The sequence below is a fragment of the Adhaeribacter terreus genome, assembly GCF_042657365.1.
Taxonomy (GTDB): Bacteria; Bacteroidota; Bacteroidia; order Cytophagales; family Hymenobacteraceae; genus Adhaeribacter_A; species Adhaeribacter_A terreus.
In genome coordinates this window covers 273534-294947 of record NZ_JBHSKT010000001.1, presented here as the reverse complement: position 1 = coordinate 294947, position 21414 = coordinate 273534, and the positions used below count along the sequence as shown (strand labels likewise).

Below are 21414 nucleotides of genomic sequence, written 5' to 3'. Positions count from 1 at the left end.
TTTGAATATTGATACAATAAAAAAGTCCTGAACCGCCAGCCTTAGCCAGCCATTCAGGACTTTTTAGCTTAAAATCAATACCGTTTTTACGACTCCCTGTAAATAACTTCCAGCACTGTTTGGCCTACGGCTTTCAAGCTGCGACGCTCAATAATGCTCATATTATCCTGGTGCGTGTGGTGGTATGGGGCAAAATAATCGTTTGTAAGCGGGTTGTACTCAATAATATCGATCATCGGAATGCCGGCTGCGTTTACGTAATCGTGGTCGTCGGTAATGCCGGGCGTGTTCACATTCACAAAATAATCGCCATAACCAATTTTGCCGGCCACATCCCAAACTTTATTCAGCACGTGGGCCGCATAATTTCTGGACGAAGCATCCTTGGCAAATTTGGCCGTTTTAGAACCCACCATATCCAGTAGAATACCATATTCAGCTTTATAGCCCGGCACGTGCAGATTTTTAGCCCAATACTGCGAGCCCAGGCACCACGAATCGGTACCGCTGTTGGCTAATCTGTTTACTTTATCGCGCTGCGTACTTTCATCGTAGCCGTAATCTTCACCATCAAAAAATACAATATCTACGCCTACGTTTGGTTTTTCCTGCGAACCATTAATTACGCGGGCAATTTCCAGCAGAATACCTACCCCGCTCGCACTGTCGTTGGCGCCGTCTATTGGTTCATCTTTTTTCTGGTAATCTTTATCGGCCCAGGGGCGCGTATCCCAGTGGGCAGCCAGCATAATACGTTTTTTCGCTTCCGGATTTATAGAGCCGATAATATTGCGCATTTTCAGCATTTTCCCGTCGAAAGCCATGCTCTCGAATTCCTGAACTGTTACGGTAGCCCCAAATTGTTTCAGTTTCTCTATTAAGAAGTCACCGGTTTTTACGTGGGCTTCGGTATTTGGAATGCGTGGCCCGAAACCAACCTGCTTAGCCGTATAATGATAGGCTGAATCGGCAATAAAAGCCGGACTTTTCAGCAATTCAGGTTCCTTGATCTCGGGAGCTTTCTCCGTTTTTTCCTGCTTCTGCGTTTTAGAGTCGCAACTCCAGAAAACGGTACCAAAAACAGTTAAAAAAGTGGCGGCAATCAGTTTCTTATTCATAACTCCAGTCTACTCCGGTTTTAGAATCTTTTAGTACAAGGTTTTGCTTTTTCAGCGCGGCGCGAATGGCATCTACCTGCGCATAATCTTTTTCGGCTTTGGCCTTTTTATAGAATTCCAGTACTACTTCCAGCAAGCCATCAGCATCGGCCGGTTTTTCATCTTTCAAACCTAAAATATCCAGCACCAGGTTCCGGAAATTTTGCAGCATGAAATCGAAAGTAGCTTTGGAAACTTCGGCAGAAACTACTGTTTCCCGGAACTTACCGTTCAGAAACGAAACCACGTTGAACAGGCCGGAAATGGCTTTTGCGGTATTCAGATCGTCGGCTAAACTCTGGTAGCAGCTTTCGAACATCTTTTCTACATCGGCTGCCACTTCCCCTTCTACCGCAATTTCGGCATAAGCGGCTTCCAGTTTTTCAAGCAAGCGCAATGCGTTCATCAGTTTCACGTAACCTTTCCGGGCCGCCTGCAAAGCTTCGTTGCTGAAATCCAGCGTGCTCCGGTAATGCGCCTGCAAGATAAAGAAACGCAAGGTCATCGGCGAATAAGGCATATCCACCATTTTATGCTCGCCGGAAAACAGTTCGCCCAGCGTAATAAAGTTGCCCAGCGACTTACCCATTTTCTGCCCGCTTATCGTGATCATATTATTATGAACCCAATATTTGGCTTCGTCGGAATGGCTGTTGCTGGCCTGGCTCTGCGCAATTTCGCATTCGTGGTGCGGGAACATTAAGTCTAAACCGCCGCCGTGAATATCGAACGTAGTTCCTAAATATTTACGGCTCATGGCCGAACACTCCAAATGCCAGCCAGGGAAACCATCGCCCCACGGCGAAGGCCAGCGCATAATGTGCTCCGGCGAAGCTTTTTTCCAGAGCGCAAAATCCAGCGGCGAACGTTTTTCCTGCTGCCCTTCCAGCTCACGGGTATTGGAAAGCAGATCTTCAATTACGCGGCCCGAAAGTTTCCCGTATTTATGCTCTTTATTATAAGCCGGCACATCGAAATAAACCGAACCGTTCACTTCGTAAGCGAGCCCGTTATCCAGAATTTCCCGGATCATTTCGATCTGTTCAATAATATGGCCCGAAGCACGCGGTTCAATATCCGGCGACAGAATGTTCAGCTGCGCCATGTCGTTATGGAAGCTATTGGTAAAATGCTGCACAACTTCCATCGGTTCCAGTTTCTCCAGCTTCGCAATTTTCCCGATCTTATCTTCTCCTTCGTCCGCATCGTTCACCAAATGGCCCACATCGGTAATATTGCGCACGTAACGCACTTTATAGCCAACATTTTTCAGGTAACGGTACAGCACATCGAAAGAAACATACGCGCGGGCGTGGCCTAAATGCGCATCGCCGTAAACCGTTGGACCGCACACGTACATGCCTACAAAAGGCGCAGCAATAGGCTCAAAAAGTTCTTTTTTGCGGGTAAGCGTATTGTATATTTTCAGCGGAAAATTAGTCATAAGCAATTCGTTCGTTAAAACGGTAGGGTTTTGGACCCGAAAAGTAAAGAACAAAGTTAAGAGTTTAATTAAATAATGGCAGAAGGCCTTAACAGTTTCGTCAAATTCCCATACCTTCCCTTAACGCCAACCGTAATAAATTCGCCTGAATCAGGATTTTAAGGATTGAGATATGAAAGGATTTGCCTTTGAACAGGATTTTTAGGATTATTGGGATGGTCAGGATTTTTAAATTGTCTGAATTGGGATTCATCAGATTAAAGGATTAAGGGATTAAACCACCCCAACCCCTCCTTGAAAAGGAGGGGAGCTTTTTTCACAAACCCGTTGCACGCTATCCCCAGCGCAGCATTTCTCGAAAACCACGTTTGCCAGAAAACTAAACTAAAAAAAAGCTGGCTACGAAGGGAAACTGATACCAGTTTCTGCGTGCGCGGCCTCCGCACTTTCCGGTTTCGTCAGAAAAGCCGCCTGCGGTTAGGAAAGGGTGAGACGCGAACGCAGAAACGAAGCCCGCCCGGCTTGAGGGTGAAAGCTAACTATGAAAGTTAAAAGTTGAAAATCAGTAAAGAAGTTAGCTATAAAAACGGTATCACTTTTAGCTAAAAAACTTAATAGCAAACGCTTCTACCAACTTGATGAGATCTCTCCTAGTGTCGAGAAGACCTAAAAAAACGGTATCATTTATAGTATAAAAACTACATGCCACTAACAAGGTCCTTCACTAGCGTTCAGGATGACACAAAAAACGCTATGCTTTTAAACGCAAAAAACCCGTTACTTCTCTTTTAAAACATAAGTAGCCGAAACCGGGAAGTGATCCGAATACGGAACATCCTTATGCACTTTAAAATCCGTCACGCTAAAATCATCGCTAAAAAACTGATTATCGATCCGCAGGAAAGGCAATTTACCGTTGTACGTCGCTCCAAAACCGTTACCAGCCTTCGTAAAAGCGTTATTCAGCAGGCCGTCGAATTTATCGTAAGTATAGCTATACGGCGTATCGTTCAGGTCGCAGCCAATAATAACCGGGTACCGGCAAGCCTGAAAATGCGCCACCAACGTATCTACCTGCGCGCTTCGTTTCAGGAAACCTTTCTTTAACCTGCCGCCCAACTGCTTCACCCGCATCATTTTTTCCTGGCTTTCGCCCGAATAACTTTCCACAATTTCCTTCTCTTCAATGCTCATGCTCTGCAAATGAAAATTGTAAATGCGAATAGTATCTTCCCCCATTTTCAGGTCAGCAAACATGCCGTGGTTCTGCGTCAGTTTCCCAAACTTGATAGAGCCTTTATTAACGATCGGAAATTTCGAAAAAATAGCCATACCGAACTGTCCGCCCACGCGGTTTACCAGCGATTTGGAAACAAAAGCGTATTTAGCATTCCCTTTCCAGATCTTTTCTACCGAATTGTAAATATTATGGCCGGGCTCGTTATAAAATTCCTGCAGGCAAAGCACATCGGCCGGAAACTTCTTTACCCAGTTAATTTCTTCTATCGATATCTCAAACCCATCTACCCGCAGGTGTTCATATAAATTAAAGATCCGCACGTTATAGCTCAGCACCGTCAGGGTTTTATCATTTTCAGCCGCTTTACCAGATAGAAGATTAATGGCGAAACCGCGTTTGTAAAAGCCCCAGGCCAGAAACAATACCGCTACCGGCAATAAAACCCGCACAGATTTTCCGAAGAGCCAGTAAAACAGGAAACCCAGGTTCAGCAGCAGCGGCACCGGCAAAGTCATGCCAATAAAACCGGCAGGCCAGAAAGTAGCGGGCGGCGTATTTATGCAAACCACCCCGATCAGCAACCAGGCCAGCGTAAATAAATAAAGTGTAAAAATGAAAGTCCGGCGCACGCAGCTTCAGGGTGTTCAGAATTGAAAAACAAAAGTAGCAAAATAGCGTGCAATATGCAGCTTAACCTTAAAAGGAATGGCTCAGAAAAACGGTATCTTAACGGAATAAAAAACCACTATTTGCAAAAATCAAGTTTTGTTCGTACTTTTGTCGGAAAATCAGGGGAAGCGAGGGGACACGAAAGTCCCCTGTTTTGTTTCTTATTATTTCGTTTTTAACTTAAACCATGAGCCTGACTGCCGCAGCCGTTGAAAAAATGCTGGAAGGAATATTGCCCGAAAGCGACCTGTTTTTGGTTGGCGTAACCGTATCCGATTCGCCGATAAAACCCAAAGTAACTGTAATGGCCGACGGCGACCAGGGCATCAGCATCGACCAGTGCGCCAGCATCAGCCGCCGGTTGGCTAAGCGTATCGAAGAACAGCAGGGCGAAGAGTTTAGCTACGTGCTGGAAGTAACTTCGCCGGGCATCGACTACCCGCTTACTACGCCGCGCCAGTACCAGCGCAACGTGGGTCGCAAACTGAAACTTAAAATGGCCGATGGAGCAGAAAAAGTTGGCGTTCTGAACGAAGTAACGGAAAACGGTATCCTTTTAACCGAAGAAAGTAAAGGCAAGAACAAAAAAATGGCAGCAGAAGCTACAAGCATTCCGTTCGCCGATATTGTGAAAGCCAATATTGTAATATCTTTTAAATAGAACAGCATGAACAGTTCAGTTTTGATCGATTCTTTCGCCGAGTTTGCGAAATTTAAGAATATAGACCGCCCAACCATGATGCGGATCCTGGAAGACGTATTCCGTACCATGATCCGTAAAAAATGGGGCACCGACGATAATTTCGATATTATTCTGAACGTAGAGAAAGGCGATTTAGAGATCTGGCGCAACCGCGAGATCGTGGATGATAACTCTGAAGATATCTGGGATCACGATAAAATTCCGCTTTCTGAAGCCCAGAAAATTGAGCCCGATTTCGAAATTGGCGAAGAACTGGCCGAAGAAGTAAAGCTGGAAGATTTCGGTCGTCGTGCGGTTTTAACTGCCCGCCAGACCCTGATCCAGCGCATTAAGGATATGGAAAAAGAGATCGTTTACCAGAAATATAAAGACCTGGTGGGCGAGATCATTTCCGGCGAAGTTTACCAGGTTTGGAACCGCGAGGTAATGCTTTTAGACGCTGAAGAAAACGAACTGATCATCCCGAAAGGCGAGCAGATTCCGAAAGACCGTTTCCGTAAAGGCGACAACGTTCGGGCCGTAGTTTCGAGAGTAGAAGTAATTAACGGCAACCCGAAGATCATTCTTTCCCGTACATCTCCGGTGTTTTTAGAGCGTTTGTTCGAGAACGAAGTTCCGGAAATTTATGACGGCCTGATCGTGATCAAAAATATTGTGCGCGAACCGGGCGAAAGAGCGAAAGTTGCCGTAGAATCTTACGACGACCGTATCGATCCGGTAGGTGCCTGCGTGGGTATGAAAGGTTCCCGTATTCACACCATTGTGCGTGAACTCGAGAACGAAAACATCGACGTAATTAATTATACTGATAACCTGGAGCTTTACATTCAGCGTGCGCTGAGCCCGGCTAAAATTACCAGCATGAAGATAAACCAGGAAGAAGGCCGCGTAGCCGTATTCCTGAAACCGGATCAGGTATCTTTAGCCATTGGTAAAGGTGGACAGAACATTAAACTGGCAAGCCGTTTGGTTGGCCTGGAAATAGACGTGTTCCGCGAGCAGGAAGAGTACGACGAAGACATTGCCCTCGACGAATTCTCCGACGAAATTGAAGCGTGGGTGCTGGACGAACTGAAAAAGATCGGTCTTGACACGGCAAAATCAGTTCTGGCGGTAAGCAAAGAAGACCTGGTACGCAGAACCGAACTGGAAGAAGAAACCGTAGAAGATGTCCTGAATATTATCCGTCAGGAATTCGATTCGGAAACGGAAACTGAAACCGAAGCTTAATTTTTTATTAACTCCCGGGGCTGGCAGAAAAACGCTAGCCTTTGGGCGTTAAAAAGTGCTTATTTCGGGAAAATTACCGAAATTTGCGATTGCTATCTTACAACGAATTACCTGTTAACCATTAAAATATATAATACCGAACAGTTGAGCATGACAGAAGAAAAAACAATGAGGCTAAATCAGGCTGCAAAAACTTTGAACATAGGTATTTCTTCTGTGGTAGAATTCCTGACCCTCAAAGGTTTTGAGATCGAGAATAAACCTACCGCAAAAATTACCCAGGAACAGTTCAAGTTATTGCTCAAAGCGTTTGAATCTTCTGTAGCCGACAAACTGGAAGCCCTGGAAAAAGTTAAAAAAGCTCCGGAACTGGAAGTTAAAAAAGCCAAGGAAGCAGAACCGGAAATTCCGGCCAAGCCTGCTGCTCCGGCTAAACCAGTTGTGGCAACACCTGCTCCAGCTCCTCAGCCAACTCCCGCTCCTGTTGCGGAGGCCAAACCAGCTGCCCCGGCTAAAACCGAGGAAGAAGCTCCGGCTACCGGCGTAAAACTGCCAGGTATTAAAGTATTAGGTAAAATAGACCTCGATGCCAAAGGCAAACCAGCTGCACCAAAAGCACCTGAAACGCCAAAAGTAACCGAAGCACCGACACCGGCAGAAACAAAAGCTGCGGAACCAGCTCCGGCTCCAAAAGCAGAAACTCCGGCACCGGCCGCTGAAAAACCAGTAGAAACTCCAAAACCGGAAGCTCCGAAGGTAGAAGTACCAAAAGCAGAAACTCCGAAACCGGATGCCCCGAAAGCTGAACCTGTTCAGCCAGTAGCCGCAGCTCCGAAACCGGAAGCTCCTAAAACAGAAGCACCAAAAGCAGAAACGCCGAAGGCTGAAACTCCGAAACCGGAGGCTCCTAAAACGGAAGCACCAAAAGCACAACCTGCTGCTCCTGCTACTCCGGCCACGCCAACGCCACCTGCTACTCCGGCAAGCGATGCAATAGAAACCATTGCTGCCAAAGGCGATCAGCTGAAAGGTTTAACGGTATTAGGTAAAATTGAGCTTCCAAAAGATTCTTTCCGCAAAAAAGGCGGCAAACCGGTAGCTTCTTCCGACAATAAAAACCGTCCGGGTCAGCCAGGCCAGGGTGGCGATAAGAAAAAACGCAAGCGCATCATTACGCAGGCGCCAACTACCAATGTACCAGGCGATCGTCCGCAAGGCGGAGGCGGCCAGGGTCAGGGTGGACAGCGTCCGGGTGGCGGAGGTGGCCGTCCAGGCGATCGTAACCGTCCGGGACAAGGCAATCAACGTCCTATTCAGGCTGCTAATCCGAAACCGGAAGTTACCGACAAGCAAATTCAGGAACAGATCAAGGCGACGCTTGCCCGCTTAAGTGGTGGTAAAGGTGGTAGCCAGGGTAGCCGTTCCAAATATCGTAGAGAAAAACGCTCTGCCATTGCCGATGCTACCGAAGCACAAAGAATGCAGGAGCAATCAGAATCTAAAACCCTGAAACTGACTGAATTTATTTCGGCCAACGACTTAGCTTCTTTAATGAACGTGAGCGTGAACGAAGTAATTAAGGTTTGCCTAGGCTTGGGCATGTTCGTTTCCATTAACCAACGCCTCGATGCTGAAGCTATTACCATTATTACCGATGAGTTTGGCTACGATGTAGAATTCCTTTCTGCAGAAGAAGAAGAAAGCATTATAGAAGAAGACGATGAAGCGGATCTGGTAGACCGTGCCCCGATCGTTACGATCATGGGTCACGTTGACCACGGTAAAACTTCCTTGCTCGACTACATCCGTAATTCCCGCGTAGCCTCCGGCGAAGCAGGTGGTATTACGCAGCACATTGGTGCATACGACGTAATGACAGAAACCGGCAAACGGATCACCTTCCTGGATACTCCAGGTCACGAAGCGTTTACCGCGATGCGTGCCCGTGGTGCGAAAGTAACCGACGTAGTTATTATTGTAGTAGCCGCCGACGATGATGTAATGCCTCAGACAAAAGAAGCATTAAATCACGCACAGGCCGCCGGTTCGCCAATTGTAATTGCAATTAACAAAATAGATAAACCAGCCGCCAACCCGGACAGAATTCGTGAGCAGCTTGCCGCCATGAACGTTTTAGTGGAAGAGTGGGGTGGTAAATACCAATGCCAGGAAATTTCGGCCAAATCTGGCCAGGGTATTCCGGATCTGTTAGAGAAGGTATTGCTTGAAGCTGAAATTCTGGAACTGAAAGCGAACCCGAACAGAAACGCAGTAGGTACCGTTATCGAAGCTTCCCTGGATAAAGGCCGTGGTTACGTAACTACCGTACTGGTTCAAACGGGTACCTTAAAGGTTGGCGATATCGTATTAGCTGGTTCGCATTATGGCCGTGTAAAAGCCATGACCGACCACCGTGGTAAGAAAATGAAAGCAGCTATTCCGTCTACTCCGGTTCAGGTGTTAGGTCTGGATGGCGCTCCACAGGCTGGCGACAAGTTGCAGGTAATGGAAACGGAACGCGAAGCCCGCGAACTGGCAAGCAACCGCACGCAGTTACAACGCGAGCAGAGCATGCGTACCAAGAAACACATTACTCTGGATGAGATCGGTCGTCGTTTGGCTATCGGTTCGTTCAAGGAACTGAATGTGATCGTGAAAGGTGACGTGGATGGTTCGGTAGAAGCCCTCTCCGATTCATTGCTGAAACTTTCTACGCCGGAAGTACAGGTAAATATTCTGAACAAAGGCGTAGGTCAGATCTCAGAATCAGACGTATTGCTGGCTTCGGCTTCCGATGCGATCATTATTGGTTTCCAGGTTCGTCCTTCACTGAATGCGCGTAAACTGGCAGAGCAGGAACAGATCGATATCCGTCTGTACTCGATCATCTACAACGCCATCAACGAACTGAAAGACGCGATGGAAGGTATGTTAGCCCCAACCGTTCAGGAAGTAATTGTGGCCAACGTGGAAGTACGTGAAGTATTTAAGATCACGAAAGTGGGCACTATTGCGGGCTGTATGGTTACCGATGGTACCATTACCAGAAACTCCAAGATCAGAGTTGTTCGCGATGGTATCGTGGTTCATTCCGGCGATATCCAGGCGCTGAAACGTTTCAAAGACGATGTAGCGGAAGTTCGTACCGGTTTCGAATGCGGTATCAGCATCAAGAAATTCGACGACCTGGTGGTTGGCGACATTATTGAAGCATACACAGAGAAAGAAGTAAAACGTACGCTGTAGTTTCTAACCGAAAAACGGTAGCGTTTTAAAGTAAAAAACCCTTCTGCTGCAAAGCGGAAGGGTTTTTTACTTTTCTTGAATTAAAATAAGGCCTAACGTACTGGGCTATAAGGGGGCGTAGCTGCCTTATAGGTGTGGTTAGCAGCCGAAATTTTTCTTATTTATAATAACCTTTTGGACAATTCTTGTCTGGGTCGTTTTTCACGTATTCAATTTCTATAGAGTCTCCAGGATGATACTTCGAATCCATCGTTGTTCCATTGTAAACGTTATCATTTACCTTAAACTGGTATTGATAATAAAACTTAGCTGAAACTGGATTGTTAGGTAGATAAGACTTTTCATTAACTACTGCCTTCATATATTCTTTATCGTCGTTCTTAATTGCCTTACGCCTATCACATTCTTTAATAAAGGGATAAAGACAAAGCAATACTACTCCGAATGAAAGATATTGCTTTACATTTCTAAAGTTTATTGGTCGGCTATTTTTCTTGAGACGCACGATGACTTAGTTTTATGGCTGCTAACTACTATATATACGTAATAACTACGTTTATCCCACCACCATTAGGCGGATAAACGTAATCGGATTACCGAATATACTATATATTTCTTCAATAATATTAAATGCATAGGTCAGCCAAAACCTGAAGGATTTTTAAAACTGAAAAACGCTATTCTTTCAGCCTTAAAAAGTGCGGGCAAAAAAAATCCGGTTCCTTGAATAAGAACCGGATCTTAATTAACATTATTCCTAGCCGAAAAACAGGAATTTGCGTTTCTTTTTATGCTTAAGCGGTTTGCCTTTAGGCTGCGGAACCGATAAGCGGGAACGGGCTTCGCCGCGGCGCAATTTCTTTTTCGTTTTGCTTTCTTTAAACTTCGTAACGGTAAAACTGCCCGTATTGCTGGCATAAGGCGAAACCGGTCTGGCAGTAGCGGCATCGTCGCCGTATACATTATTATCCTGAGCACGTTGGTTGCCCTGGCTTTGGGCATTGGCAGAAGAAACTGCGAAGAACAACATGATCGTGAAAACAAATCCAAATATCTTTTTCATAAACAAATGGGGTAAGCGCATAAAAAAATGAACAGGCAAGTTATTGAAAACCAATATTCATACCAAATATTTTCTAACGTAGCCAGCCGGGTTTTTAGTTCGAAAAGGGTACCGTTTTGCCTGACAAACAAATAATTACATCAGAATTTATAGGATAAACCTACCCCTAATGTTTCCTTGAATTGGGTCCGCGGGCCTGCTCCTTCATAAACCCCGTCGTCGTCCCGGTCAACGGCAATCATAATATCGTCGTCGTAGATCAGCTCGGTAATTAAACTTACGGAAATGAATTTGTTCACCTTCATATCGATGCGGTTTTCCCAGTTCACATCTATATTGCTCGGGTTATTGTTGTAGCTGGAATAAAGTTCGAGGCGGGTTTGCAGCTTGATGTTTTCCATCAGGTCGCGGCGCAGGCGCATGGCTATATAAGCGCCAATTTCTTCGCGGAAACGTTCCCCCGTATTCGGCACCCGGAAACCATCTTTGTTCAGTTCACCCGGTTTCACCCCAAAAGCACCCGCATCGGCCAGCCGCTGGCTTTTTACCAACGTAAATTTACCGGTAGCCGGCGAAATGAACAGCGAAAAATCTTCGTTCGGGCGATAATCCAAACCCAGAGAAGTCATGATAAAAGCCGGGCTTAAAAAATCGGAAATTACCGAATCGGTATCTTTAAAATAGGTAGGCGAAATCTGGGTTTTCACATTGAACTGGCCGGCGTAATACCATTTCCCAAAAGCGTGGCGGCCGTATTTGGCGTTCAGTTCCAGCTTGTCGTCGCTTTTCCGGAATTTATCTTTGCCTGTTTTATTTCCGCCGTAATTCACATTCAGGGTATTATCCCAGGCGCTGGTGCCGCGTTTGTAATTGGCAAAAAGGCTGGCCAGTCCTAATACGTTCACGGTACCTTGTCCGCCGGCCGCCCAGTTGCTGAGCGCCACCTGGCCCACATTTATGGTACCGGCGCCGCCCCAGTTCCAGTATTTGGTTGAGTCAGCTTCCTGGGCAAAAACGGTAGGTAAAAAAGTGAAAAAAGTAAGGAATGTGAGTAGAAGTTTTTTCATGAAATAGTAAATAAAAGCGGGCTTAACGGCATTCGGAAACGAATACGGCTAAGCCCGCCCGGGGGTTAAAAAATCTGGTATACTTAAACCCGTGGACGCTCGCGCAACAGATCGCGGATCTGGGTAAGCAATTCTTCTTCGTGCGTAAGCTTCTTCACCACTTCTTCGGCTACTACCGTTTCTACTTTCTTCCGTTTCAACCGGTTAATTGCTTTTATAAGCAGGAAAATTGCAAAGGCTATAATCAGGAAATCGACCAGGGTCTGAATAAAATTTCCGTAGTTCAGCGTAACGGCTTCGGTAACTACTTTGCCGTTTTCCATTACGGCGCTTTTCAGCGGAATTTTCAGGTGTTTAAAATCTACGCCGCCAATAATAATACCGAGCGGCGGCATGAGCACATCGTTTACGAACGAGGCCACAATTTTACCGAAGGCCGCACCAATTACCACCCCAACAGCCAGATCCATTACGTTTCCCTTGGAGGCAAATTCTTTAAACTCAGAAATAAATCCCATAGTGTTCCAGATATAAGAGGTTGAAAGTGTAGTAATTTACCTTACTAAATAAGCATTTTCCCTACACAAATGCTATATATAAAATAAATATATTTCTGAAAGGGCTGAAATTTTAGTTACTGGCAAGAAAAGCTATTCTTTACGGCGTTTTCCTTATCTTTGCACCGCAATCATTATCATAAACTGAAAGCCTTTGCGCAAATTATGACTACTTATTCCAATCTTAAACTCGACCTGCAGGAAGGCATCCTGACGATTACAATAAACCGTGCGAGCAAAATGAACGCGCTGAATATTGAAACGGTAAAGGAAATCAGAAATGCGATGCAGGAAGTTTACGACGACGACGAAATTAAAGGCGTTATTTTTACCGGCGATGGCGAAAAAGCGTTTGTTGCCGGCGCCGATATTGCGGAAATTGCCGAACTGAACGAAGTGATCGGCCGCCGTTTTGCTGAGCGCGGTCAGGAAACTTTTGACATGATAGAATATTGCACCAAGCCCGTAATTGCAGCCGTAAACGGTTTTGCTTTGGGCGGCGGTTGCGAACTGGCCATGGCCTGCCACATTCGTATTGCAGCCGATAACGCAAAATTCGGTCAGCCGGAAGTGAACTTAGGCGTTATACCGGGTTACGGTGGCACGCAGCGTTTAACCCAGTTGGTTGGCAAAGGCAAAGCGCTGGAACTGATGATGACCGGCGATATGATTAACGCGCAGGAAGCTTACGGTTATGGTTTGGTAAACCACGTAGTACCGCAAAGTAAACTGATGCACAAATGCCGCGAAATTATGCAGAAAATTACCGCAAAAGCGCCGCTGGCCGTTGGTTTGGTTATTGATTGCGTAAATGCCGTGTATGACAAAGAAGAACAAGGTTTCCAGACGGAAGCAAACTCTTTCAGCCGCTGCTGCGGTTCAGCCGATTTTAAAGAAGGCACCCGCGCTTTCCTCGAGAAACGCAAACCAGCCTTTTCCGGTCACTAAGCCATAAACTTACTCCGCCATAAATAAAACCCACCTCGCTCCTACCCCGGGCCGGTGGGTTTTTCCGCTGAAAAGGATACCATTTTTAATAGTGATTAGTGAATAATGATTAGTGATTAGTTAAGATCTGGTTGAAGCCGAAAATAAAAACTATAAATTTATACGGAGCTAAGTATCAGACTTATAAATCCACTACGCATTAACATTAAATACTAATCACTATTCACTAAACACTAATCACTATAAATGAGCGCAATTGCGAGAAAACTGGCCAGCCAAACGGCCGCTTACGGCATCAGTACCATTGTCGGGCGGGCGCTGAATTATTTGCTGGTGCCGTTTTACACCAAAATGTTTGCGCCCGAAGAATACGGAATTGTAACCGAACTTTACGCGTACGTTGCCTTCTTCAATATTATTTATACCTATGGCATGGAAACGGCTTTTTTCCGTTTCGCCAACAAACCCGAATACGACAAACGCGAAACCTATAACCGCGTGCAGAGTTTGCTTTTGGTTAGCAGCTTAGTTTTTTCCAGCATTCTCATAGCGTTTTCCGGGCAAATAGCCACCCTTTTAGAATACCCCGATAAGGCGCATTACATTGTCTGGCTCGCCATAATTTTAGCCACCGATGCCATTGTTGCTATTCCATTTGCGCGCTTGCGCCTCGATAATAAAGCCATTCGGTTTGCCAGTTTGCGGTTGCTTAATGTAATACTGATCGTTACGGCCAATATCTTCTTTCTATTTTTCTGCCAGAACGTTTACGAAGGCGATTTTCTGCCTGCCTTGCAACCGTACATCACAAAGATCTATGATCCAGAATTGCGCGTTGGCTATGTTTTCCTGGTGAACCTGATCGTGAATTTACTTTACATCCCGATGCTCTGGCGCGAATTTGCAAGGTTCCGTTTTAAGCTCGATTTTGCCTGGTTACAACCACTTTTGCGTTACGCGTATCCGCTAATGTTTATGGGTCTGGCCGGCATGGTAAACGAAGTTTTGGATAGAATTTTATTGAAAGAATGGCTTCCGGAAGGTTTTTACCCTGGCGTAAGCAATTTAGCGGCCGTGGGTATTTATGGCGCCTGCTACAAACTTTCCATTTTCATGACGCTTACCATTCAGGCGTTCCGCTATGCGGCCGAACCATTCTTCTTTTCGCAGAGCCAGGATAAAAATTCGCCGAAAATGTTTGCCAAAGTTATGAAGTGGTTCATGATCTGCTGCGCGTTTATTTTCCTTTTTATTTCCGCCAACCTCGAAGATTTTCAGATGCTTTTGGGCCAGGAAAGTTACCGCACCGGTATAAGAGTGGTGCCGATTTTATTGCTGGCAAATTTATTTCTGGGCGCGTATTACAACCTTTCGGTGTGGTTTAAACTTACCGATAAAACGCATTACGGCACCTACATCAGTTTCGGCGGCGCGTTGCTAACCATTGTGCTGAACTGGGTATTAATCCCGAAACTGGGTTATATGGGTTGCGCCATTACCACGCTTATTTGTTATTTTACCATGGCAGCCGTTTGTTTGGTTTTAGGCAACCGTCATTATCCGGTTCCGTATCCGGTGAAAGCGATCAGCAGTTATTTAATGCTGGCCATTGTGCTAACGGCGGCAAGTTTCCTGATCGAGATCGATAATTTTATTTTGCGGCATATATTTCATATTTTGCTGTGCGGCTTATTCCTGCTCAGCATTTATGCCTTCGAAAAACCAAAATTCATCAAGCAGTTTTTAACCCGCAACTGATACCGTTTTTATTCTGACAAAGCAGCATTTACATGCAATTAAAAGTTATTAACCAATCGCGGCATGCGTTGCCGGCTTACCAGACTTCCCTTTCCGCCGGCCTCGACCTGCGCGCCAACCTCGACACCGCTGTAAGTTTAAAACCGCTGCAGCGCGCCTTAATTCCAACGGGTTTATTTATTGAACTACCCGAAGGTTTTGAAGCCCAAATTCGTCCGCGGAGTGGTTTGGCTTATAAACACGGCATTACGGTTTTAAACAGCCCCGGCACCATAGATGCTGATTATCGCGGCGAAATAAAAGTATTGCTGGTAAACCTCTCTGAAGAAGAATTTCTGATAGAGGACGGCGAACGCATTGCGCAAATGGTAGTAGCTAAACACGAAACCGTAAACTGGCTCGAAACCGCCGAACTTTCGGAAACGGAACGTGGCGCGGGCGGCTACGGCAGCACCGGCAAAAATTAAAAAACGGTAGGTTTTTCACCTGAAAAACTCAATACCGTAATTTCTGAATTCTACATTCCATCTTAAAAAACTTAACCGGCTCACCAGCCGGAAAAACCTTAAAACCATGAAAATAATTGTACCAATGGCGGGCATGGGCAAACGCATGCGTCCGCATACCCTTACCGTTCCTAAACCACTTGTTCCTATAGCTGGCAAACCAATTGTACAGCGTCTGGTAGAAGATATTGCCAAAGTTTGCCACGAACCAATTGAGCAGGTTGCCTTTATTATCGGCGATTTCGGGAAAGAAGTGGAAGCGAAACTGCTGGAAATTGCGGCTTCGGTAGGTGCCAAAGGTACGATTCATTACCAGGACCAACCGCTGGGAACGGCTCATGCCATTATGTGCGCCAAAGAAGCCCTGGACGGGAAAGTAGTGGTTGCGTTTGCCGATACGTTATTCAAAGCCGATTTCACCCTCGATACTTCGGCCGATGGCACGATCTGGGTGCAGCAGGTGAACGATCCGAGCGCTTTCGGGGTAATTAAAATGAACGCCCAGAACGAGATCACCGATTTCGTGGAAAAGCCAACGGAGTTCGTTTCAGACTTAGCCATTATCGGGATCTATTATTTCAAAGACGGCGCGTATCTACGTTCGGAATTGCAGTATTTGCTGGATAACAACATTACCGATAAAGGCGAATACCAACTGACAAATGCGCTGGAAAACATGAAGAATAAAGGTACGAAGTTCGTGCCGGGCAAAATTTCGGAATGGTTGGATTGCGGTAATAAAAATGCGACCGTTTATACCAACCAGCGTTATTTAGAATATATTAAAGACGAAAAAGACCTGGTTTCGCCAACGGCCAAGATCACCAATTCGGTAATTATTCCGCCGGTATTTATTGGCGACGAAGCCGTAATTACCAACTCGGTAGTAGGCCCGCACGTTTCCATTGGTAAAAAAACCGGCGTTTACGATACCGTTATCAGCAATTCCATCGTTCAGGAAAGCAGCGACCTGCGCAACAGCAACCTGACGAACTCTATGGTGGGAAGCTTCGTTACGTTACAAGGAAAGCAGTCTGACCTGAGCGTCGGCGATTACAACACCATCAGAGACTAATATTTAATGTTCCGCATCCGAATTTTCTTTTTTGCATCTTTCCTGTTGTTTACCGCAGCAGGCACCCCGGTTTTTGCCCAGCATTCTGAAACGAAAAAAGAACGGAAAGAACGCAAACGCCAGGAAAAACTCGAAAAGCGGAACCGCAAAAAGAAAAAAACTGCGCTGGTAATTCCTGCCGAAATAGATGCAAAAGCCCGGCAGGCCAGCGAAAGTTTTTTCCTGGACGGCGTAAAATATGCCATGCTCGAAGATTATCCGCAGGCGCTGGAGTCTTTTATGCAGGCTTATAAAATGAACCCTACCAATGCGGCGGTCAATTTCAAGATCGCGGAAATGTACCTGAACATCCGGAAGGAAAACGAAGCACTGCCTTTTGCTAAAGCCGCGCTCGATCTGGACCCGGAAAACAGTTACTATTATTTGCTTTTAGGCCAGCTTTATGCCAGCCGGCAGCAGTTTACCGAAGCTACCAACGTTTTTACCCGGCTGCTCGAGAAATTTCCGCAGGAAGAAATGTATTATTTCAATCTGGCGGATCTCTATTTAGCGCAGAACAAAATTGAAGACGCCGTTCGGATTTACGAAAGAGCTGAAAAGCAATTCGGCGAACTGGAACAAATCATTTTCCGGAAGCAGCAGCTTTATTTAAAACAGAACAACCTGGATAAAGCGCTGGCCGAAGGTCAGAAACTGATCGATAATAACCCCACGGAACCGCAGTTTGTGATGGCGCAGGCCCAGATACTGGGTTCGAATAACCGCCCGGATGAAGGGATTGCGTTATTGAACCGCTTGCTGCGCTCCGATGTACCCGAAGACCCGCAGGTGCATTTGTTGCTTTCGGACCTTTACCGCCAGAAAAAAGACACGCAAGCGGCTGAAGAACAAATAAAAATTGCTTTCGGAAGTCCGTTGCTGAGTATAGACGATAAGATCGGGATTCTGGTGCGGTACATGCAGCAATTGCCGAACAAGGACCTGGAACCAACCGCTACCCAACTGGCTACGCTTACCGTAAAAGCACATCCTTCCGAAGCAAAAGCCTATGCCATTTCTGGCGATATTCAGGCGCTGAGTGGCAACAAAAAAGCAGCCCGCGATTTTTATGCAAAGTCGCTGAAGTTCGACAAATCGCATTTCCAGGTCTGGCAACAACTTATTGTGCTCGATGCTGAACTCGGCGAAAATGATTCTTTGCTGGCACACACCGAAAAAGCAACCGATCTGTTTCCAAACCAGGCGGTGGTGTGGTTTTATAACGGCACGGCGCACCTGATCAAGAAAAATTACAGCAAAGCCGCTAAAGCCCTGGAATTCGGAAAAAAACTTTCGGCCGACGTACCGGAACTGCAAACGCAATTTAACCTGCAGCTCGGCGACGCTTATAATTCGATGAAGCAATACGAAAAATCGAATAATGCGTACGAAGCGGTGCTGGCCATAGACCCGAATAATATTCACGTGCTGAACAACTACAGTTACTTTCTATCGGTTAGAAACCAGGACCTGCCAAAAGCCAAGGAAATGGCCGAAAAACTGCTGAAAATGGCGCCGGAAGAAAGTACGTATTTAGATACTTACGCCTGGGTTCTGTATAAAATGAAAGATTATGCAAACGCCAAAACTTACCTGGAAAAAGCCCTGCAAACCAGCAAAGACGGCACCGTGATAGAACATTACGGCGATGTGCTTTTCCAGCTGGGTAAAAAAGACGAAGCCCTGAACCAGTGGCAGCAAGCTAAAAAAGCCGGCGGTGCGTCGGACCTGATCGACAAAAAAATACGTGACAAAAAACTTTATGAATAGACGCAAAGCACTTTTTCTGGCCATTTCGATAGCGTTTCTGGGAAGTGCCTGCAAAAAGGAAACCGTTCCGGTAACTTCGGCTACGGCCGCACCGGTGCCGAATGTAACCGTAAACGTGGTGAACACCGAATTTACGACTTTCAGCGCCAAAGGCCGGATGCAACTGGAAAAGCCCGACGAAAAAATTGGTTCGGCGGTAACCATCCGCATTAAAAAAGACAGCGTGATCTGGATCTCTATTGTGCCGGCTCTGGGAATTGAAGCGGCCCGCGCGCGCATCACCCCCGATACCATTCAAATCCTGAATCGTTTGCAGCGCGAATATATTGCCGGAAATTTTTCGATGCTGCAAAAGAAATATAACATTGCGGCTTCGTTCGATATGCTTCAGGCCATGCTTTTAGGCAATTATTTACCAGGCGAGCCGGGTACGATAAAAGAAATTAAAGGCGGCGAAATGCAGCAGATCCAGCAATTGCGCAACAACCTGCTCATTAATCAGTTTCTGGATGTGGAAATGCGCAAACTGAAAAGCATGCAGGTGATTGACGAAAAAACCGGCGACGCCATTGTAGCTACTTACAACGAATTTGAAACGCAGGGCACCAACCTTTTCCCGACGGCGGCTTTGGTATTGCTGCAACGCGCTTCCAACCCGGACCCGAATTCCAAAGCTGCTTCCGTGGCTATTAAATACAACAAGTACAGTTTCAACGAGCCGGATATGCAATTCCCGTTCTCGGTGCCGGCCGATTACCAGCGCAAGTAATTTCGGATTTGGATCTGACTTTTTAAGCACAAAACGCTACCGTTTTCTGAAGTAAAACGGTAGCGTTTTTATTTGAAAAACTAATGATTACTTTACTACTTCGAGCCAGCCTTTCCAGGTTTGCGAACCGGCCTGGAAACGGTAAAAGTAAACGCCACTGCTCAATTCTTCAGCTTGCCAGTTATTTTTATAATTCCGCTTCCGGAAAACTTCTACTCCCCAGCGGTTGTAAATCTTTAATTCGTTTTCGGCGTACCATTTCAGGTTTTGGATTACAAAAGCATCGTTCAGTTTGTCGCCGTTGGGCGTAATGATGTTATAGAAAACCGGCGGCGGCGAACCAGCAATTTTAACGGTCAGGCTTTCGGAATAATTACACCCGTTCTTATTGTTTTCAACTATACTTACCGTTCCGGAACGCGCTTCGGCCCAGTTTACCCGGATGCGGTTTGTGCCTTGCCCGGAAACAATTTCGCCACCGGAAACCTGCCAGTTCAAGGTGCTTCCAGGCGTTGCGCCTGAAACCCGGTATTCCTGGTTCTCGGCTAAAGTAAGAACTTCTTCGGGGCCATTTAATTTCATTTCAGGATTTTTCCGGACTACTACTTTTACAAAAGCCGTATCGGTTCGGAACGGAGAAGAAGCAATAACCCGGTAAATTGTAGTAGTTGTAGGTCGGACTATGGGATTAGCCAGTGTATCATTGGGGGAAGTTAAACCGTTGGCAATTTCCCATTGGAAGTGTTCTGCCCCGGCGCCATACGCTGAAAGCTGCACAGAATCGCCATAGCAAATGGTGTCTCTGCTAGCTTGCGCCTGCAGTTTGCTGACGTTACGGAAAAGCGTTTGGTTTAAGGCTGGGAGGTTAATTGCTGTACCAGAAAGAGGTATGGACTGAAGTTTAAATCCACAGGAAAAACCGGCTTGGTCAGGGTAACTGATTTCGCTAAGATCCTGATTGAGATCACCTCGGGTTATATATATTTTCCCGTTAATAGCTAATTGCATATCACATATCCGCCTCGATCTACTACTGCTATCAGTAAAGAGTGTTACTGCCGATTGCTGGATATGTTGAGAATTGCCAGAGCTCAGATCAAACTGTACGATAGCGGAATTATGGTAATATGGTTTATAAGTAGTACCAACGAATAATTTCGAACTGCTCGGTGAAAAAGAAAAAGAGAAACCTTTTTGTCTGGCTGAATCCGGAATTGTAAGGCTATACTGCGGAACAATACTACCTGTTTGCCTATTAAAATGAAACAGCTCTATCCCCTGCTTTCCGCTTGTAACCAACATTTGGCTGTTGGGGGAGCTTTTGAGGCAGCTCATCGGATCGAGATTTCTATTGATAAGAGAAACTACCGGAACTCCAATACCAGCGGCATTAACCGGGAAAGCCAACAGACTATCACCGGAGAAGCCTGAAGTAATAAGCCAGAAATCTTTATTATTCGCGTGCAACATGGCAGCCATACCAATTCCAATACCACTTTTAAGCACTCTTAAAGAGTTTGCCACCACATCGCCGAAGCCAATATTTAGGCGCATATCTACTTCTCTTACAACTAAGTGCTTCGAGGGCCAAGTTGAAAAAATATAATAGCGTTGTTCATCCTGTGGGTTTTGCATGATGAGGTCTGCATCAGGATTAAAAGAAGGGGAATTGCCATTAGGCATTAATTGATATTCATCATTTACTTTTACCCGAGTGGCAACATACCCCTTTCGGGTAAAAAATAAAAGTTTGCCCTTTCTATCGCTAATTGTAGCAACTGCGCCTATTCCCAGATCATTAACAAGAAATTGGGAAGCAGATATTTTTGGATGGTTAAAATCTAAATGAATACCAGGAAAAGGTGGAAGTCCATTATTATTATAACTACCACCAATAAACCAGTTGGCGCCTTGCTTTTCCTGGCCATTTGTGGTTAAGGTTAAACTGCAGAATAATATCAGTAGAAGGAATCTTAAAGTCATCGGTAGATTTTTTCACTCTACAGACAGGTCGTAAAATTCTTCCAAACCGTTGCTTTACCTCGTGTTTAAATTTCTGCAATAGCCAGTTTATTAGTCTTAAATTTCACCTCTCCGACTTTCCCCCGCCAAAACCATAGCGTTTATTAGCAGTTCTTTGCAGTATTTCGCATCTTTGCGGTTGGCAATCCTG

At 45.7% G+C, this 21414-nt stretch carries 17 protein-coding genes; 9 read left to right on the top strand and 8 right to left on the bottom strand.

The features are described from left to right. Positions 1–86: 86 nt before the first annotated feature. The 3 genes from ACFPIB_RS01305 to ACFPIB_RS01295 all read right to left on the bottom strand — a co-directional run bounded on the left by ACFPIB_RS01305 (position 87) and on the right by ACFPIB_RS01295 (position 4470). Positions 87–1118: a M28 family peptidase gene (locus ACFPIB_RS01305; protein ID WP_378015607.1), complete on the bottom strand. Its 1032-nt coding sequence runs from the start codon at positions 1116–1118 to the stop codon at positions 87–89. Beyond that, positions 1111–2601 carry a cysteine--tRNA ligase gene (gene cysS / locus ACFPIB_RS01300; protein WP_378015606.1) on the bottom strand — a complete coding sequence of 497 codons (1491 nt, stop codon included), beginning with the start codon at positions 2599–2601 and terminating at the stop codon, positions 1111–1113. Before cysS ends, ACFPIB_RS01305 begins: the two co-directional genes overlap by 8 nt. Positions 2602–3378: 777 nt before the next feature. After that, entirely contained in the window at positions 3379–4470 is a 1092-nt protein-coding gene (locus ACFPIB_RS01295; RefSeq protein ID WP_378015605.1) for an endonuclease/exonuclease/phosphatase family protein, read from the bottom strand. Between the two features lie 227 nt (positions 4471–4697). On the opposite strand from ACFPIB_RS01295, the gene ACFPIB_RS01290 reads away from it, so the two are divergent. The 3 genes from ACFPIB_RS01290 (at position 4698) to infB (ending at position 9689) form a co-directional block, all read left to right on the top strand. Further along, a complete protein-coding gene (locus ACFPIB_RS01290) occupies positions 4698–5171 on the top strand; it encodes a ribosome maturation factor RimP (protein WP_378015604.1) in 474 nt (157 codons plus the stop codon). 6 nt (positions 5172–5177) lie between these two features. After that, positions 5178–6443, top strand: coding sequence for a transcription termination factor NusA (gene nusA, locus ACFPIB_RS01285; protein WP_378015603.1), 1266 nt, complete (start codon positions 5178–5180; stop codon positions 6441–6443). Between the two features lie 150 nt (positions 6444–6593). Continuing rightward, on the top strand, positions 6594–9689 hold the full coding sequence (gene infB / locus ACFPIB_RS01280; RefSeq protein WP_378015602.1) for a translation initiation factor IF-2: 3096 nt from the start codon (positions 6594–6596) through the stop codon (positions 9687–9689). A gap of 157 nt (positions 9690–9846) precedes the next feature. Here the strand turns inward: infB and ACFPIB_RS01275 are convergent, their stop codons facing one another. From ACFPIB_RS01275 to mscL, 4 genes are all read right to left on the bottom strand, one after another. Next, complete coding sequence (locus tag ACFPIB_RS01275) at positions 9847–10194, bottom strand: hypothetical protein (protein ID WP_378015601.1); 348 nt, start codon at positions 10192–10194, stop codon at positions 9847–9849. A 252-nt stretch (positions 10195–10446) separates the two neighbouring features. After that, the gene (locus ACFPIB_RS01270; protein WP_378015600.1) at positions 10447–10752 is read right to left on the bottom strand and encodes a hypothetical protein; all 306 of its coding nucleotides are present in this window, start codon (positions 10750–10752) and stop codon (positions 10447–10449) included. Positions 10753–10892: 140 nt separating this feature from the next. After that, a complete protein-coding gene (locus ACFPIB_RS01265; RefSeq protein ID WP_378015599.1) occupies positions 10893–11819 on the bottom strand; it encodes a DUF3078 domain-containing protein in 927 nt (308 codons plus the stop codon). Between the two features lie 83 nt (positions 11820–11902). Continuing rightward, positions 11903–12337 carry a large-conductance mechanosensitive channel protein MscL gene (mscL, locus tag ACFPIB_RS01260; RefSeq protein ID WP_378015598.1) on the bottom strand — a complete coding sequence of 145 codons (435 nt, stop codon included), beginning with the start codon at positions 12335–12337 and terminating at the stop codon, positions 11903–11905. Positions 12338–12541: 204 nt separating this feature from the next. Here mscL and ACFPIB_RS01255 point away from each other — a divergent pair, with 204 nt between their 5' ends. The 6 genes from ACFPIB_RS01255 (at position 12542) to lolB1 (ending at position 19241) form a co-directional block, all read left to right on the top strand. After that, a complete protein-coding gene (locus ACFPIB_RS01255) occupies positions 12542–13324 on the top strand; it encodes an enoyl-CoA hydratase/isomerase family protein (RefSeq protein WP_378015597.1) in 783 nt (260 codons plus the stop codon). A gap of 246 nt (positions 13325–13570) precedes the next feature. After that, the gene (locus tag ACFPIB_RS01250) at positions 13571–15082 is read left to right on the top strand and encodes an oligosaccharide flippase family protein (RefSeq protein WP_378015596.1); all 1512 of its coding nucleotides are present in this window, start codon (positions 13571–13573) and stop codon (positions 15080–15082) included. 32 nt (positions 15083–15114) lie between these two features. Next, the gene (gene dut / locus ACFPIB_RS01245; RefSeq protein ID WP_378015595.1) at positions 15115–15549 is read left to right on the top strand and encodes a dUTP diphosphatase; all 435 of its coding nucleotides are present in this window, start codon (positions 15115–15117) and stop codon (positions 15547–15549) included. A gap of 106 nt (positions 15550–15655) precedes the next feature. Further along, positions 15656–16663, top strand: coding sequence for a sugar nucleotidyltransferase (locus ACFPIB_RS01240; RefSeq protein WP_378015594.1), 1008 nt, complete (start codon positions 15656–15658; stop codon positions 16661–16663). 6 nt (positions 16664–16669) lie between these two features. Beyond that, entirely contained in the window at positions 16670–18472 is a 1803-nt protein-coding gene (locus tag ACFPIB_RS01235) for a tetratricopeptide repeat protein (RefSeq protein WP_378015593.1), read from the top strand. Continuing rightward, a complete protein-coding gene (gene lolB1, locus ACFPIB_RS01230) occupies positions 18465–19241 on the top strand; it encodes a lipoprotein insertase outer membrane protein LolB1 (RefSeq protein WP_378015592.1) in 777 nt (258 codons plus the stop codon). The genes ACFPIB_RS01235 and lolB1 overlap by 8 nt, the downstream gene beginning before the upstream one ends. An 87-nt stretch (positions 19242–19328) precedes the next feature. Here lolB1 and ACFPIB_RS01225 read toward each other — a convergent pair whose 3' ends face one another. Further along, positions 19329–21224 carry a T9SS type B sorting domain-containing protein gene (locus tag ACFPIB_RS01225; protein ID WP_378015591.1) on the bottom strand — a complete coding sequence of 632 codons (1896 nt, stop codon included), beginning with the start codon at positions 21222–21224 and terminating at the stop codon, positions 19329–19331. Between the last annotated feature and the right edge of the window lie 190 nt (positions 21225–21414).

Excerpts from the sequence above, each read along its gene's own strand:
- ACFPIB_RS01305 (WP_378015607.1), bottom strand. The coding sequence starts at position 1,118 with ATGAATAAGAAACTGATTGCCGCCACTTTTTTAACTGTTTTTGGTACC.
- cysS (WP_378015606.1), bottom strand. The coding sequence starts at position 2,601 with ATGACTAATTTTCCGCTGAAAATATACAATACGCTTACCCGCAAAAAA.
- ACFPIB_RS01290 (WP_378015604.1), top strand. The coding sequence starts at position 4,698 with ATGAGCCTGACTGCCGCAGCCGTTGAAAAAATGCTGGAAGGAATATTG.
- nusA (WP_378015603.1), top strand. The coding sequence starts at position 5,178 with ATGAACAGTTCAGTTTTGATCGATTCTTTCGCCGAGTTTGCGAAATTT.
- infB (WP_378015602.1), top strand. The coding sequence starts at position 6,594 with ATGACAGAAGAAAAAACAATGAGGCTAAATCAGGCTGCAAAAACTTTG.
- ACFPIB_RS01270 (WP_378015600.1), bottom strand. The coding sequence starts at position 10,752 with ATGAAAAAGATATTTGGATTTGTTTTCACGATCATGTTGTTCTTCGCA.
- ACFPIB_RS01265 (WP_378015599.1), bottom strand. The coding sequence starts at position 11,819 with ATGAAAAAACTTCTACTCACATTCCTTACTTTTTTCACTTTTTTACCT.
- mscL (WP_378015598.1), bottom strand. The coding sequence starts at position 12,337 with ATGGGATTTATTTCTGAGTTTAAAGAATTTGCCTCCAAGGGAAACGTA.
- ACFPIB_RS01255 (WP_378015597.1), top strand. The coding sequence starts at position 12,542 with ATGACTACTTATTCCAATCTTAAACTCGACCTGCAGGAAGGCATCCTG.
- ACFPIB_RS01250 (WP_378015596.1), top strand. The coding sequence starts at position 13,571 with ATGAGCGCAATTGCGAGAAAACTGGCCAGCCAAACGGCCGCTTACGGC.
- dut (WP_378015595.1), top strand. The coding sequence starts at position 15,115 with ATGCAATTAAAAGTTATTAACCAATCGCGGCATGCGTTGCCGGCTTAC.
- ACFPIB_RS01240 (WP_378015594.1), top strand. The coding sequence starts at position 15,656 with ATGAAAATAATTGTACCAATGGCGGGCATGGGCAAACGCATGCGTCCG.
- ACFPIB_RS01235 (WP_378015593.1), top strand. The coding sequence starts at position 16,670 with ATGTTCCGCATCCGAATTTTCTTTTTTGCATCTTTCCTGTTGTTTACC.
- lolB1 (WP_378015592.1), top strand. The coding sequence starts at position 18,465 with ATGAATAGACGCAAAGCACTTTTTCTGGCCATTTCGATAGCGTTTCTG.
- ACFPIB_RS01225 (WP_378015591.1), bottom strand. The coding sequence starts at position 21,224 with ATGACTTTAAGATTCCTTCTACTGATATTATTCTGCAGTTTAACCTTA.